14 protein-coding genes are annotated in these 16011 nt (G+C 51.0%); 9 read left to right on the top strand and 5 right to left on the bottom strand.

The features are described from left to right. Positions 1–553: 553 nt before the first annotated feature. The 5 genes from U5K34_RS04145 (at position 554) to U5K34_RS04165 (ending at position 5896) form a co-directional block, all read left to right on the top strand. Entirely contained in the window at positions 554–1345 is a 792-nt protein-coding gene (locus tag U5K34_RS04145) for a hypothetical protein (RefSeq protein ID WP_322567233.1), read from the top strand. A gap of 372 nt (positions 1346–1717) precedes the next feature. Continuing rightward, entirely contained in the window at positions 1718–3028 is a 1311-nt protein-coding gene (locus tag U5K34_RS04150) for a bifunctional diguanylate cyclase/phosphodiesterase (protein ID WP_322567234.1), read from the top strand. A gap of 815 nt (positions 3029–3843) precedes the next feature. Beyond that, the gene (locus tag U5K34_RS04155; RefSeq protein WP_322567273.1) at positions 3844–4614 is read left to right on the top strand and encodes a DUF3800 domain-containing protein; all 771 of its coding nucleotides are present in this window, start codon (positions 3844–3846) and stop codon (positions 4612–4614) included. 113 nt (positions 4615–4727) lie between these two features. Next, on the top strand, positions 4728–5039 hold the full coding sequence (locus tag U5K34_RS04160) for a transposase (RefSeq protein WP_322567235.1): 312 nt from the start codon (positions 4728–4730) through the stop codon (positions 5037–5039). Beyond that, positions 5036–5896: an IS3 family transposase gene (locus U5K34_RS04165; RefSeq protein ID WP_322567236.1), complete on the top strand. Its 861-nt coding sequence runs from the start codon at positions 5036–5038 to the stop codon at positions 5894–5896. The genes U5K34_RS04160 and U5K34_RS04165 overlap by 4 nt, the downstream gene beginning before the upstream one ends. Positions 5897–6044: 148 nt before the next feature. On the opposite strand, the gene ltrA (U5K34_RS04170) is transcribed toward U5K34_RS04165, so the two are convergent. The 4 genes from ltrA (U5K34_RS04170) to U5K34_RS04180 form a co-directional block, all read right to left on the bottom strand. After that, complete coding sequence (ltrA, locus tag U5K34_RS04170) at positions 6045–7304, bottom strand: group II intron reverse transcriptase/maturase (RefSeq protein ID WP_416224025.1); 1260 nt, start codon at positions 7302–7304, stop codon at positions 6045–6047. Between the two features lie 405 nt (positions 7305–7709). After that, positions 7710–7949: a DUF2199 domain-containing protein gene (locus tag U5K34_RS16015; protein ID WP_416224021.1), complete on the bottom strand. Its 240-nt coding sequence runs from the start codon at positions 7947–7949 to the stop codon at positions 7710–7712. Positions 7950–8030: 81 nt separating this feature from the next. Beyond that, the gene (locus U5K34_RS04175; RefSeq protein WP_322567238.1) at positions 8031–8513 is read right to left on the bottom strand and encodes a hypothetical protein; all 483 of its coding nucleotides are present in this window, start codon (positions 8511–8513) and stop codon (positions 8031–8033) included. A 122-nt stretch (positions 8514–8635) separates the two neighbouring features. Next, positions 8636–9031 (bottom strand): hypothetical protein, encoded by a 396-nt coding sequence (locus U5K34_RS04180; protein WP_322567239.1) that lies wholly within the window; start codon positions 9029–9031, stop codon positions 8636–8638. A 375-nt stretch (positions 9032–9406) separates the two neighbouring features. Between U5K34_RS04180 and U5K34_RS04185 the strand changes: the two genes are divergently transcribed. Next, positions 9407–9763, top strand: a complete 357-nt coding sequence (locus U5K34_RS04185; protein ID WP_322567274.1) for a transposase — start codon at positions 9407–9409, stop codon at positions 9761–9763. A gap of 641 nt (positions 9764–10404) precedes the next feature. On the opposite strand, the gene U5K34_RS04190 is transcribed toward U5K34_RS04185, so the two are convergent. Further along, the gene (locus U5K34_RS04190) at positions 10405–11493 is read right to left on the bottom strand and encodes an HNH endonuclease signature motif containing protein (RefSeq protein ID WP_322567240.1); all 1089 of its coding nucleotides are present in this window, start codon (positions 11491–11493) and stop codon (positions 10405–10407) included. 620 nt (positions 11494–12113) lie between these two features. Here U5K34_RS04190 and ltrA (U5K34_RS04195) point away from each other — a divergent pair. The 3 genes from ltrA (U5K34_RS04195) (at position 12114) to U5K34_RS04205 (ending at position 15913) form a co-directional block, all read left to right on the top strand. Beyond that, a complete protein-coding gene (gene ltrA, locus U5K34_RS04195; RefSeq protein WP_416224026.1) occupies positions 12114–13373 on the top strand; it encodes a group II intron reverse transcriptase/maturase in 1260 nt (419 codons plus the stop codon). Between the two features lie 170 nt (positions 13374–13543). Next, positions 13544–14068, top strand: a complete 525-nt coding sequence (locus U5K34_RS04200) for a hypothetical protein (protein ID WP_322567242.1) — start codon at positions 13544–13546, stop codon at positions 14066–14068. Positions 14069–14375: 307 nt separating this feature from the next. After that, positions 14376–15913 (top strand): IS3 family transposase gene (locus tag U5K34_RS04205; protein ID WP_322567243.1). Its coding sequence is split into 2 segments (ribosomal slippage): positions 14376–14838 and positions 14838–15913, totalling 1539 coding nucleotides; the frame shifts between segments, so codons are not numbered across the junction. Positions 15914–16011: the final 98 nt, after the last annotated feature.

Below are 16011 nucleotides of genomic sequence, written 5' to 3' on the forward strand. Positions count from 1 at the left end.
ACTCAGGTTTTATTCCCTCCCCTTCAAGGGACAAATCTGTCGGGAACAGATTTGAACAGCCAAGGCTGGCCCGAAGGGTGGAGGGCAGGATGCCCGGAATAACGGTTAGGGAGGGGTGATCCAAACCCACTTCTCTTCAAAATGATCGCCCTCCGGGCGCCCTTGATCTTGAAAGCGCTGACCCGCCAGCGCGCCTCGGGTTCATCTGACGAAGGCCGTCCATGGCCTTCGCACTTCGTGCAGCCTCCGGCTGTCCAAATTCGAGTCGCTCCCGGCATCCTGCCTCCCGCGACAGAGCCTGCCCCATGAGCAAAGCGAGTGTTTTGGGTATTAGTCCTTCCCTGGACGTCATCCCTGTTCCGACTGGCGAGTGCGCGCGTCCATGCGCGCACCCTTCGGGCTGTTCCTCCTTCCGCTGCGATGCTCGGCGGCGTCTGACGGGATTAAAACCGACTGGAAGACATCAGGGAAAACCCCGACATGAAAGGCTACGTTGACCCCGGTCGGAAGGATCTTTATTCTTGGTAGAAATAAATAATAAAAGTCATCAGTCATGCAAAAACTTTTCACTTCAATCTCTGCTGTTTCATTGCTTGCAGTCTCCATAACGGTTGTTCATGCGGCACCGGTAACCTTGCCGTCCGGCGCTACAGGGATACAAGGTACCCTGCATGAAGGCAAGGATGGTCGGTTCAAGGCCCAGGTTGGTCTCGGGTTTACCCGTGATTTTATTGACGAGATTGAGTTGAAAGACTATGAGGGTGAAGTAGAAGGCAATATCAACACGTTTCGCCTGATCTATTCTGTCGCCGATCGGGTGGATTTGTATCTTGATTTCGGTGCCGCACAGGATATGGAGTATCGTGCGAGTTTGTCGAACGGTGATGTGACGTTTGAGCTTGAGGATGAAATTGTCTGGGGTGCGGGTCTCGCTTTTGTGGTGTATCAAGATAAAGGCGGACTGGCAATTAACGCCGATCTTCGCTATCGGACCATTCAGGAAATGGGGTATGACAGTGTAACGGTGAACGGTACGGCCTATACACATGATCAGGTCGATGTTGACGCTGAGGCGCAATATGAGGAATGGCACGCCGCACTGGGAATGAGTTACAACCTGGGTTTTATGACCCCCTACGCCGGCGTAAAGTTTGTGGGAAACGATTATTCTGCTACTGCCACAGCCGGGGGAAGCACCTATGATTTCGGTTCAACCGAATCGGATAAGATTATGGGTGGTTTTGCGGGTATCACCATGTTGCCGTCGGATCGCCTGGCGATTGATGTTCAGGGACGATTTGTTGATGAGGAAGCGATCAGCGCCAGTCTGACGTTTATGTTTTAGATAGTAAGAAGTCCTGTTTGGGTGTCCATTCTGCGGCATTTCCGTTATGCCGGTCTTGAGTCGGACAAATTTGTCGGGAACAAATTTGGTCGCACTTTAATGCGCCCGCAGGGCGAGCCATGGGAGTGTGGCGAGATAATCCAGTCTTTAATAAAGGATTGCTCTTCGGCACTCCCGTCATTCCGGGCAAGCTGGAGGCGCGACCCGGAATCCAACCCCGGATTGCATCGAAAACAACCACCCATATTGCTAATATTCTGGGGAGGGAGCGACGGGCCATCCCTGTGTCTTCACTGGTCCTGTTAAAGGAATGATGGCGTTTGCCGAATAATAAAATATCAACGGCAACAAGGCTTACATGGAGTGTGAACTATGCCAAACAGACCGACCGACAGTGAACTTGGCCTGAACGCCGGCGTCAAGGATTCCCGGACGCTGCTGCCGAACCGGGACAGTTTCTACTATGACGTGAAACCGCTCCTGGAGAAAGCGGATGCCGGCGAGCTATCCCTGGTGCTGCTGGTGATCGATATCGAGGGCGTGGATTTTATTCTGCGGACCTTCGGACCGGTGGAACGCGACATGGCGATCCGGGAGGTCGGACGGCGTATTCAGGACGCCGCCGAGGAGGAAACGACACCGTATCACATCAATCAGGGACGGTTTGCCGTGCTTTTGCAAAACGGCAGCTTCATGCATGCCACGCATCAGGCCGAGGCGCTGGCTGACATCCTGCGCGAGCCCTTTAATGTCGCGGGCATTTCTTACCATCTGGATGCTTTTGTCGGCATCAGTCACTATCCCAACCACGCCGATTCGCTGGCTGAGCTGGTGCGCACGGGGGTGTTTGCCTGTCACCAGGCGACTACTCTGGAAAGTCGCTATGCTACCTACGACCGGGCGATAGACGAGGAGGAGCGCTATCGCTTTCGGCTGATGCTGGATCTCGAGCAGGCACTGGAAGATGAGAGCGGTATCCGGCTTGCCTATCAGCCACAGGTTAGCCTGCAAACCGGCGCCTGTGTCGGCGTCGAGGCGCTGTGCCGCTGGGAACATCCTTCAAAGGGCGCCATTCCGCCCGGCCAGTTTCTTCCCTTTGTGGAACAGTCGCCGTTAATGATGCCGCTGACCGAGGACATCCTGGGGATCGGATTAAGGGATCTGAATCGATGGCAGAAACAGGGCTTTGAGGGCAGTATGGCCATCAACCTGAGTTCCGCGTTGTTCCGCCGATCGGACATGCTGGAACGGTTACTGGACCAGTTTCGCTACGCCAATATGCCGATGGAACAGATTCATTTCGAGGTGACCGAAACCGGCATCATGGATCAGCCCAAGCGGGCGGTAAATACGCTTTCCGAGATTCGGGAGCGCGGCAGCCAGATCGCCGTCGATGACTTCGGCACCGGCCATTCCTCACTGGCCTATCTGGCGGATCTGCCAATCGACATTATCAAGATCGATATGTATTTCGTACAGAATCTGGAGAAGCCCTGGGGCCGGGCGATCGTCAGTGCCGCGGCGACCCTGGCGGACCAGCTCGGGCTGGTCTCGGTGGCCGAGGGGATCGAGGATGAATATCAGCTCAATCAGTGTCGGGAGCTTGGTGTGACCATCGGGCAGGGGTTTTATATCGGGCGGCCGATGTTCAGGGAGGCGTTTGAGGGGTGGTTGGGGATATAGAAGGAGCGCCCTGCGGGCGAGCTGTATCTTGAAAGCGAGCTCTCGCGACTCAGATTTTATTCCCTCCCCTTCAAGGGACAAATCTGTCGGGAACAGATTTGAACAGCCAAGGCTGGCCCGAAGGGTGGAGGGCAGGATGCCCGGAATAACGGTTAGGGTGGGGTGATCAGGTATCCAGCTTCTATCTGAATGTTCGTCCTCCGGGCGAGCTGAATTTTGAAAGCAAGCTCTCGCGGTTCTGGCTTTATTCCCTCCCCTTCAAGGGGAGGGTTAGGGAGGGGTGATCAAAATCTACTTCCTAAATGACCGCCCTCCGGGCGGCCTTGATCTTGAAAGCGCTGACCCGCCAGCGCGCCTCGGGTTCATTTCGTTGTAACGCGACAACGAAACGAACCAAAGAAAACGCGCCCGAAAGACACCGCCGGTTCAGCCATTTCCAATGGCTAAACCGATTCCCTGCGCTTCTCGCTCCAGTCGGGCTCGCCAGACGGCACGTCCCTGTGCCGACTGGCGAGTGCGCGCGTCCATGCGCGCACCCTTCGGGCTGTTCCTCCTTGCGCTGCGATGCTCGGCGGCGTCTGACGGGATCAAAAACAGACTAGATGGCGTAGGGAAAACCCTGATGCTTCGAAATAAACGATGCCCTGCCAACCTCGAAAAAGCTCTTCTCCCCTGCTAGGATTAGGGGTAATTTCTGACTTTTTACCGTGGTAGGTAGAGTCTGTCTAGGTGAGGGAAGTTGCTGAATCAGTCTGAATAGCTTTTGGGATTCATAAGGGGGCAATACGGAGAAGATCGGAACAAGAAGTTGGTTAATTGCCTGTGATGAATCAGGTACCCATGGTGCTCCTCATTATGGGTTCGGGAGCCTTTGGCTAAAATGGCAGCGACGTGGTGACTTTATAGCAGATTTTAGGGCAATCTTAGCTAACCACGGTTTTGAAGAAGAATGTAAGTGGTCGCGTGCAACCAGGGCAGGATATCGTCCGTTTTATGAGGAACTTATCTCTTATTTCTTTCAACGACAATGGCTAGCATTCCATTGCCTAGTCATTAGAAAAGAAATAGTACGGAAAGATGAGTTCCATAAGGGTGATTGGGATCTTGCTCGACGAAAGCATTTTACTATGCTTTTGACAACTAAAATACGCAAGGCGCTACAAAGGTTTCCTGATCGGATACACGAATTTAGAGTTTACGTTGACCCTATTGCTTCTCGATATGATAAAGCCGATGAGGCGGTCGAAGTAATATCTAATAATGTCCTTAACAATAGGTTCCGTGCACGCTCACCAGTTAAAGCAGTTGTTACTCGTGACTCAAAGGATACGCCTGCGATACAGTTGTGCGATTTGATGCTCGGAGCTGTGATGGAAACCTGGCATAGGAACAGCAAAAATATAACTAAAAAATTTATTAGAGACTGTATTGCGCATCATTTGGGCTGGGATTCCTTGGAATACGATACTTTGCCTAGCGAAAGGAAATTTAATATTTGGTATTTCCATGATCCAACTAGAGAAGAAAGGAAGGTTGAGAGTAGGAAGGTTGCTCTAAAATACCCATATGGGTATCGTGGTAGTTAAAGCTCACTGATAAATACTTAAAGATATTTGGGGTAAAGGGGACGTAGTGAACCTCCCCCGGTTTCACGGACACATTAAATCAGAGACAATACTGATTAAGGAGTGTCCAAAAGATGACAAGAAAACGCAAGCCCTACAAGACATACACCAAGGAATTTAAGGCCGAAGCGGTGAAGCTAATGGAAGAGTCCGATCGTTCCGCTGCTGAGATTGCCCTGGAACTGGGAGTCCGCCGAAATCAGCTCTACAAATGGAAAGAACAGCTGCAGGCCAAAGGTGAGCAGGCCTTTTCCGGCCAACGGGGTCGGCCAAAGAAAGAGAACCAGTCCGAGGTGACCACCTTGCGCCAGGAGAACGAGCGTCTGAAGGAGGAGGTCGAGATTTTAAAAAAGGCCACGGCGTACTTTGCGAAGGACCATTCGTGAAGTACGCGTTCATACGAGAGCAAGCGGCTCGTTATACGGTGAGCCGGCTGTGCCAGATATTGGACGTCTCTGCCAGCGGTTACTACGACTGGCGGGATCGTCCGGAGAGTACCCGGGCCAAACAGAATCGGGCACTGCTGAGTAAGATCACGGTGTTTCACCGGGCCAGTCGCGGCATCTACGGTTCACCCCGTATTCATCGCGACCTGCTCGAATCGGGCGAGCAAGTCGGTGAGAACCGCGTGGCCCGCCTGATGCGTGATAATGACATTCAGTCCCGGATGGCGAGAAAATTTGTGATCACCACCGATTCAAAAAACACCCTGAAGCCTGCCCCGGATCGGCTGCAACGCCAGTTTAACGTGGTCGAGCCTGACAAAGCCTGGGTCTCGGATACCACGTTCATCCCGACCCGTCAGGGCTGGTTGTACTTGGCGGTTGTCCTTGAACTCTATTCCCGCCAGATACTGGGCTGGGCCATGGGTAACAAGAACAACGCGAAACTGGTGCAGGATGCGCTGACCATGGCCGTGTGGCGTCGAGGTAAAGTCGACTCTGTCATCGTTCACTCCGATCAGGGCAGCACTTATGCCTCGGGCGATTACCAGAAGATGCTGAAGGACAATAACCTGCTGTGCAGCATGAGTCGAAAAGGCGAGTGCCTGGACAATGCCGTGGCTGAGAGCTTCTTCGGAACCTTGAAAACGGAACTGGTTGACCATGAAGACTACCGAACCAAAGACGAGGCCAAACGCAGCTTGTTCGAGTACATGGAAATCTTCTATAACAAACGGCGGCGTCACTCTTACCTGGGTTACGTCAGTCCGGTAGACTATGAGGCGAGGTTCGCCTCTTAATTAAACTGTCCGTTTTATTGGGGGAACCTCATAGAGATTAAATTTTGACCGATACAGTAAAATCAAGAAAGCTGGTTAATAAATAGGTGAGTAGACCGGTGGAATTTCACCGCCAGTCTCTCGCAGAACCGTACGTGATACTCTCGCATCATACGGCTCCCATTATCCGGTCGTTGTGCCCAAGTAATTGCCAATGGAAAAATAGCCGTGGCTGTCTTTTTGCCACTCGACTTAGCCACTTAAAACTCTGCCGCTTATGGCCCTTGAGTTTCTTGTACTTACGTCGAGCCCAGGTTGACAATCGTTGATCAAGGTAATCCATCAACGATCGCATCTCGGTTTTGTAAAAACAACCATAATAATTCCACCAGCCTCGTAGTATGGGGTTGTACTGTTGTGCCAGCTTCTCCAAGGTCGCAAACGTCTGTCGATGCAATCGCCACCCTTTGATGCTTTGTCGCATCCGTTTCAAGGCCTCTATACTGACCGCCGGCAAGAAGCTGGTGAACCGCTTGCCGCTGCGGCTTATCGCCACGCGCGGTTTGAAAGTAAAGCCCAAAAACGTGAATTGCACCTGTGGGTAGTCCTGCTTGCGGTTGCTGTCCTTGCAGTACACCACCTTGGATTTGTCCGGATGCATTGTCAGTAAGCAGTCTTGTAGTCGGTCACTGATTTCAACCAGTAACCGTTCCGCTTCTGCTTGATGGTGACAATGTACCACCGCGTCATCCGCGTATCTCGTAAACGGACAGCGCGGGTGCTTCCTTACCATCCATTTATCAAAGGCGTAATGCATGAACAGATTCATCAGCAAGGGGCTGATCACGCCGCCTTGAGGAGTCCCCTTATCCCGCGGGATAAGTTGACCATCCACCGTCTCAAACGGCGCGGTTAGCCAGCGCTCGATATAGAGCAACATCCACTGTTCCTTGACATGATACCTGACCGCGTTCATCAGTAACGTATGGTCAATATTGTCAAAGGCACCCTTGATGTCGAATTCCACCACCCAGTCATACTGCCAGCACCGCTGGCGAGTCACTGCCACCGCCGCCTTCGCGGACTTCCGGGGTCGGTAACCGTAGGAATCCGGGTGGAAGTGGGGCTCGATCAGGGGCTCCATCGATAACTTGACCACCATCTGGGCAATCCGATCGGAAACCGTCGGCACACCCAGACAACGTTTTCCGCCATCCTTCTTGGGGATCTCAACCTGCTTGACAGGCGGTGGGAAATAGCTGCCCGAGGACAGCCGATTCCACAGCTTGTAAAGATTCCCCTTGAGGTGCCGTTCAAACTCGGCGAGGGACTCACCGTCCACACCCGCCGCACCTCGATTGGCTTTGACGCGTTTGTAGGCCTCCCATACCACGTACTTGGATATTTCTAACGACTTTGTTGTGTTCATCGGCTCTTCCTCTTCACCGAGTTGACCGTTTTCCACAACAGGATAACGCCACCCCTTCGCTCCACAGCCATTACAGCCGCTTCAGCACTACTACGAGTGGCTCCGCCTCTGGACCTTTGCATCGGTATTCTTCCTCGCGGGGGCTGCCCGCTTGTCATTTCCCTTGGCATCAAAGACCAGGTTCCCACGTTCCGTATCGAAGCCTGCACCAGACTCATGCCGCCTTTACACCGGCTGCCGCCTGTACGGTAAGCAGGTCGCCTACAGGCTTTGTCCGGGGAGAGGGATCGTCCCCGGTTTTGACAGCATATTTCAGGGACTGACGATGCGTCATCAGCGGTTCGTTTGCACTCATCTTTCTGGTACCCACCTGACGTCTTTAAACAACGCCTTTTCCTCGGTCGCTCACCACCACGCCTTTTGAACGCAGCAGCACCGGGCGGTTTGAAGCCGACCCCTGCAGGCAGACTCCGGGAGGCCAGACTCCCATCTTCGATACAGCTCCACAGATGTTAATCTATGTTCGTGGCACACATCCCTCCGTCCCTTTTTTTCAGGCACAGCTGCCGCGTAACTCGGCCGATCAAAAGACAGATCAGGCAAGTCATCGTGCACTTCGCCGCAGGATGCGCATGTGTATGTCACTTCCTATCCCCTATTGCCATATAACGCCAAGCTGTGGGGCGCGAGCCGCATCGCGGCGAAGCGTCTCACACGAGCGTCTTGTTAAGCATCATTATTTATATATTTGTTTTCAAAACCACTTAACCTCGACAGCTCAAACAGAACAAGCCCCAGGGGAATGGCAAAAGAAAATGACCTTGCTATAAGCATCTGCCCACCGCCGCGAACTATAAACATGCTACCGAAAACAAGTACTGTGACCACAACACCTAAGCTTAATAAAACCATACCAAATACTCTTAAATACACAGTGCTTTTGCCATAAATAAAAGCGTCCAGTTTAATTTTTCCTCGTGCAATATTAAGAAACCTACCCCCAAGAAATATCAAAACTATCAATGCAACAGCAATCAAGACAATTGCCAACACAGGGTTAATAATATTTGGGTTTCCCCCCATCTGGGATAATAGCTTTAGTGCGTAGGGTACTTTTCCTAGAAACGACAAAATTATTATCGCAAGACCAAGTAGGTACATTGATTTGACGTAGGCTCCAGCCTCTAATTCCTTAGTACTATTTCCCATGAGTCACCTCAATTTGGTTTATGATGCTTAACGCCTGAGTTAACGGGCTCTCAAAAGGCGATAGCCTTTTGAGAGTCTACGTAGGGCTGGAAGCCCTGCATAGTTAAACGATTTGTTATGCATTAACGACTAAATTTTGCACTAATTGATGTAAAATACATTATAGCGATTGTTGCGCCATCAGCTAGAATAGTCATATTCAAGAGTGCACCTTCGACGCCAGGCAATACACTTACCCCAGAAAGAGCAGTTAAAATTACTGAAAGCGTTGTTAATATAATAAATAAGGTTCTCGCCCACGACTTAAAGTAGAACAGCCCAAGTAAAGAAATCGTGTACCCAAGAAAGAATATATAACTAACTATTTGGTTTGATGAGACAATGGCGCCATACCCTGACCAAGAGAGAGCATCTAACACTTCTTTTTCATACAAATACATTTCAAAATACGGCATAAAGAAAAACACCGCATATACTACATATGAAAATATAATTAAATTTCTAAAAAGTGCGATCATCTTTTATTGGCCTGCATAACAGTTAAATAGACGGCCGTTCGTAATTTACGGTATTAGGCGGCCGTTCGCCTAAATCCGGATAAAGCTGAAAATACGAACGTACGTCCAGATATTTCATAATTAACCTCAATACTAGCAAGCATTTTCTGGTATTTCGACTCACCCACCCCTGATTTCTGTTTGAATATCAGGGTTTCCCCTAACCCATCTAGTGTGCTTCATTCCCGTTAGACGCCGCCGAGCATCGCAGCGGAAGAAGGAACAGCCCGGAGGAGGCGCGCATGGTGCCCTGACCCATCAGAGAATATTTAGGGTCATAGTAAAAACTCAAAACCAGACGATTCTATTTTTACTCTGACCCCAAATATTCACGGGATCGGCAAGATCCTGGGGCCCACGATCCTGCTGGAGACCGGGCCGATCGAGCGCTTTGCCCAGGTCGGCCACTATGCCTCCTATGCCCGCTGTGTGCCGTCGGACAAGATCAGTAACGGCAAGTCCAAGGGCAAAGGCAACACCAAAAACGGCAACCGCTATCTGGCCATGGCGTACCTGGAGGCGGCTCACTATGCCGCCATCTGGAACCCGACCATCAAGCACTACTACCAGCGCAAGTGCAAAAAGGTCCCAAAGATGGTGGCCAAAAAAACGATTGCCAACAAGCTCAGTCGGGCCTGTTATCACATGTTAAAGAACGGTACAAAATTCGAGGTGAACCGTGCGTTTGGTTAATCGGTTTTTCGGTGCGCAGATCGAAAGGGGTATGGCAGCCAGCCCGGTCCACTGAATATCGCGCACCGAAATCATTTTCTTCGGTTTAGTTGGCGTGCCCGCGGTGTCAGCTCAAAGGCGACTGACGAGAAGTCCCGGACACTGACTCCCTCTAGCGGCACCGGGGTACCGATTATTTTGTGGGGCAGCGACGCTGCCAGGGATGACCGCCAACCTGCCACCGGCAGCGCGGACCATCTTGATCCTGATGGGTGACTGAAGCACGTCAATTTTGACGGGCAGACAGCAACCAAAAATCGGGCGCACGGCCTGACGAACCGAAGCCACTTTTTTAGGGTGAGCTCACTTCGTTCTCGCTCGCCCACTTGACAGGCGACGACTTATGGGCGACCCCTTTCTTGAGCACCGATACTATCAGGCTAATACCATCAAAGTACGGAATGTCTTGTCACTATTTTACCTGGGGTGTCGCGTGATACAGAAAAAGGGGCTGGACGTTCGAGAGACCGACTTCAAGCGAGCAATAGGCGCGCTCCGCAGGCAGTTTGGAGCGCAATGTTATGCTTGATTTTGTGGGGATCCGTCAGTCTCCGTCCCCCTTTTTCGCCTTTTTTCAGTCTGTCCCCTATTATTCGGATTATTTATTGCGAACCAAAGAGTCTAAAGCTAATATCATATCCAATGTGAGGATTTCTATTCTTAAATTCCCTATTTTCTCTCGATATATAAATTGGTTCTCCATTTTCATAGCAATCATCTTTGTAGGCAATTTTAGAATCTATAAGGTTCCCAATATATTCATTTGTAATGCTAAATACCTTGCTCCCACGGATAAAGCCAACCAATTCATAATTATTGTTAAAAATTTCCTCACCAAATATGGCACCTACTTTTCTCTCTTTCAAATTTGTTATATGTATCGTATTATTACGACAAGCCATCATAACTGCTAAAAATACCTTTTTATATTTTACCATCGAAGGAGGATTTCCCATATAAATAGCAGATCCGCAAGCCTCCATCTCAACGTCAGAAAGGGTTATAGATCTTTCACCTATCTTCAATGTGACTGCTTCATTATTATCAATCGATACAGCAGCATCCAAATATCTGCCATTCATTCTAGAAATATATAATATCTCTCCACCTTCCCTATTCATCACTAAACATTTAATGCTTTCTGAAGTTATAGCAAGCTCCGTAGACTCACTTTTTATATCTTGGCTATCTGTATATGCGATAAATTGATTTCGATTAACATACGATATCACTTTACCAGTATCATTATGAAAAATTGAACATAATTTACTTGGCTCACCTTCTATATACGGAGGTTCAAACCAAATTATTGGCTTACCATATAACGTCAATATTATATTTGTATTTTTTGTTTCTAAACTTCCGATTCTTATATTCATTTCTTCAGTGTCCACAAAGAGCAGATCATGAACAAATCCATCCTGCAGACCTTTTGGATCTTTCTTTGCCTTCCAAACTTCCTCTTTTGATATAATTTTTCTTGATACTCTCCCATGGCAATTGATACAAAGTAGAGTCATATTGTCTGGATTGTGCTCCTTTGCATTAGTAAATTCAGGATCAATATGTTCATAATCTATTAGAACACACCCGCATATTACACACCCAAACCCAGAATCCTTTCGGATTTTTGCGCGTATTTCTGATGGGATGTAACGTTTTAATCCAAACTTGTTTACAGAATTTCCCAATATTAATTCCTAATCGTGCTAGCACATTGCGCAAAATTCCTGGGGTCAAGTCTTGCCTTTTGCATTGAAAAAGGGACGTAGGGATGTGTGCCACGAACATAGATTAACATCTGTGGAGCTGTATCGAAGATGGGAGTCTGGCCTCCCGGAGTCTGCCTGCAGGGGTCGGCTTCAAACCGCCCGGTGCTGCTGCGTTCAAAAGGCGTGGTGGTGAGCGACCGAGGAAAAGGCGTTGTTTAAAGACGTCAGGTGGGTACCAGAAAGATGAGTGCAAACGAACCGCTGATGACGCATCGTCAGTCCCTGAAATATGCTGTCAAAACCGGGGACGATCCCTCTCCCCGGGACAAAGCCTGTAGGCGACCTGCTTACCGTACAGGCGGCAGCCGGTGTAAAGGCGGCATGAGTCTGGTGCAGGCTTCGATACGGAACGTGGGAACCTGGTCTTTGATGCCAAGGGAAATGACAAGCGGGCAGCCCCCGCGAGGAAGAATACCGATGCAAAGGTCCAGAGGCGGAGCCACTCGTAGTAGTGCTGAAGCGGCTGTAATGGCTGTGGAGCGAAGGGGTGGCGTTATCCTGTTGTGGAAAACGGTCAACTCGGTGAAGAGGAAGAGCCGATGAACACAACAAAGTCGTTAGAAATATCCAAGTACGTGGTATGGGAGGCCTACAAACGCGTCAAAGCCAATCGAGGTGCGGCGGGTGTGGACGGTGAGTCCCTCGCCGAGTTTGAACGGCACCTCAAGGGGAATCTTTACAAGCTGTGGAATCGGCTGTCCTCGGGCAGCTATTTCCCACCGCCTGTCAAGCAGGTTGAGATCCCCAAGAAGGATGGCGGAAAACGTTGTCTGGGTGTGCCGACGGTTTCCGATCGGATTGCCCAGATGGTGGTCAAGTTATCGATGGAGCCCCTGATCGAGCCCCACTTCCACCCGGATTCCTACGGTTACCGACCCCGGAAGTCCGCGAAGGCGGCGGTGGCAGTGACTCGCCAGCGGTGCTGGCAGTATGACTGGGTGGTGGAATTCGACATCAAGGGTGCCTTTGACAATATTGACCATACGTTACTGATGAACGCGGTCAGGTATCATGTCAAGGAACAGTGGATGTTGCTCTATATCGAGCGCTGGCTAACCGCGCCGTTTGAGACGGTGGATGGTCAACTTATCCCGCGGGATAAGGGGACTCCTCAAGGCGGCGTGATCAGCCCCTTGCTGATGAATCTGTTCATGCATTACGCCTTTGATAAATGGATGGTAAGGAAGCACCCGCGCTGTCCGTTTACGAGATACGCGGATGACGCGGTGGTACATTGTCACCATCAAGCAGAAGCGGAACGGTTACTGGTTGAAATCAGTGACCGACTACAAGACTGCTTACCGACAATGCATCCGGACAAATCCAAGGTGGTGTACTGCAAGGACAGCAACCGCAAGCAGGACTACCCACAGGTGCAATTCACGTTTTTGGGCTTTACTTTCAAACCGCGCGTGGCGATAAGCCGCAGCGGCAAGCGGTTCACCAGCTTCTTGCCGGCGGTCAGTATAGAGGCCTTGAAACGGATGCGACAAAGCATCAAAGGGTGGCGATTGCATCGACAGACGTTTGCGACCTTGGAGAAGCTGGCACAACAGTACAACCCCATACTACGAGGCTGGTGGAATTATTATGGTTGTTTTTACAAAACCGAGATGCGATCGTTGATGGATTACCTTGATCAACGATTGTCAACCTGGGCTCGACGTAAGTACAAGAAACTCAAGGGCCATAAGCGGCAGAGTTTTAAGTGGCTAAGTCGAGTGGCAAAAAGACAGCCACGGCTATTTTTCCATTGGCAATTACTTGGGCACAACGACCGGATAATGGGAGCCGTATGATGCGAGAGTATCACGTACGGTTCTGCGAGAGACTGGCGGTGAAATTCCACCGGTCTACTCACCTAAAAAATGAGCAATAACTTTGGCTGGTTAAAATTAAATCCCTCTGACACCTTTTTATCACTTTTTACCTTCAGGTTTGCGTGCGTTTAATTTAAAAGGAGTTGATTATGAAAGGTCTTGTTCTTGTTATTTCACTTGTCGCTGTTAGTCTCTTGTCTGGTTGTGCGACAAAACAGGCGATGAATTTGCAAGAGTTCAGGGAGATGACACTCGGAAGTCTCTACGGGAATGTGAAAGAAGTCGAAGTGAACCGATCGTTAAGTCAGATAGGTGAGTCTTTAAAAAAAAGAACAACCCGGTGTCTCGATGTTACCTACGAACGTACTTCCTGTTTTCAAACTGGTGTCGGGCAACAAAGTTGCAATACATCACTGATGGACTACAACCCGACACTGAAAATATCACAACAGAAAATCGAGCTTGCAGTCCAGATGAACATGGAAGGTGCTTATACGCCATCGAAAATACCGGAAGGTGGGAAGTACACCCTGGTATTGGACGTTACACCGACTTCTGCTAACAAATCACACCTCAAGTTTTATTATGGTTATTTCGCACCTGAAACCATGATCACGACGCTCACCGGATGGGCAGACGGGACCATAACTGGTTGTCCGGATTTGTCCAAATAGGCTGATATAGCGAAAAAGTCGAACGGTTTTTACCTGTTAACAAACTCGGGGTCAGGTCTTGCCTTTTGCCTATCTAAATCCAAAGGATATGACCTGACTCTGCTTTTCTGATCATATCAACCCGAAAATAAGGGGGGAGTAAATATGGAAAAGGAAAACGTCGTTGTTACTGATATCCGGATGCCTTTCATCTCTATGGTGGTGTTTATGGTGAAATGGGCAATCGCGTCTATCCCCCCTGTGTCAGGATAGTTGTCGCCTCTACTGAACTGGTCAATTAACAGACAGGGGGCGGTTTAGAGGATGTATGCCACGCTATTCTGAAGAACGTAAAGCGGCGGTGCTGAACAAGCTCCTGCCACCCCACAATCGGTCCATTCCGGAGGTCGCTGGTGAGGAAGGCATCAGTGAAGGAACCTTGTACAATTGGCGTCAACAAGCCAAAGAACAAGGAGCCCCTGTGCCGGGAAGTGGTAAACAGAGTGAGGATTGGTCGGCGGCGGCCAAGTTCGCTGTTGTGGTTGAAACCGCCAGCCTGAGCGAAGCCCAGCTCAGTGCGTATTGTCGGGAGAAAGGCCTGTATCCGGAGCAAGTCAAAGCCTGGAAGGCCGCGTGTGTCAACGGCGCCGTCACTGATGCCGAGCGGCGCCAGCAAGAGCGCGAGCAATCTCGGCGCGACAAGCAGCGTATCAAAGCCCTGGAGAAAGAACTGCGCCGCAAGGAGAAGGCCCTGGCGGAGACCGCCGCCTTGTTGGCCCTGCGAAAAAAGTTGAACGCCCTCTGGGGGGACGACGAGGAAGGCTGACCTCGCTCCCGGAGCGGCACAAACTGATTGGGTATATCGATGAGGCAGTGTGCGCCGGCGCTCGCAAAGCGCGGGCCTGCCAGGAAGTGGGCGTGAGCTTGCGCACGGTACAGCGGTGGACGAAAGACGGGGAAGTGAAGGCCGATCAACGCCCGCAGGCGATCAGGCCCGACCCGGCGAACAAGCTGACAGCGCAGGAGCGCGAACGCATTTTGACGGTGTGCAATGACCCCGAGTTCGCCTCGCTGCCGCCGAGTCAGATCGTGCCGAAGCTGGCGGATCGGGGCGAGTATATCGCCTGTGAGTCGAGCTTCTATCGTGTGCTCAATACGGCCGGCCAGCTGCACCACCGGGGCCGGGCCCGGGCGCCGAAGAAAACGAAGGCGCCGACCACGCATGTGGCCGACGGGCCGAACCAGGTGTGGTCGTGGGATATCAGTTGGATGCCAAGCCGGGTGCGTGGACTGTTTTGGTACCTGTACCTCATCGTCGACATCTACAGCCGCAAAATCGTCGGCTGGGAAGTCCACGAACGGGAGGCCGGCGAGCTCGGTGCGCCCCTCGTTGAGCGCGCCGTGCTGGCCGAGCGGTGTTTTCGCCAACCCTTGGTATTGCATGCGGACAACGGCAGTCCGATGAAATCGCAGACACTGCGGGTCAAGCTGGCGGATCTGGGTATATCGCCATCCTACAGCCGGCCACGGGTGAGCAACGACAATGCGTTTTCCGAGTCGCTGTTTCGGACACTGAAGTATTGTCCGGCCTGGCCGTCGCAGGGCTTTGCCACCCTGGAGGAAGCCCGAACCTGGGTGTTGAAATTTGTGGACTGGTACAACAACCGGCACTGCCACAGTGCGCTGAAGTTTATAACGCCGGCGCAGCGTCATCGCGGGGAAGACGAACCGATACTGAAACAGCGCGAGCGGATTTATGAACAAGCCAAAGCATGCAATCCGCAGCGCTGGTCGGGTAAGACGCGGAACTGGTGCGCTGTGGGTCCAACGGCCCTCAATCCGGAACGGCAACCGCAAGCGGCTTAAGAACGAAAAAGGCGACAACTATCTTGAAAAACACCGTATCCCGGCGATTATCATACTTGCCTTATTGTTTGCACTTATTGCCGGCTTTATGGGTGGCC

It is taken from the genome of Thiohalophilus sp., assembly GCF_034521165.1.
Lineage (GTDB): Bacteria > Pseudomonadota > Gammaproteobacteria > UBA6429 > Thiohalophilaceae > Thiohalophilus.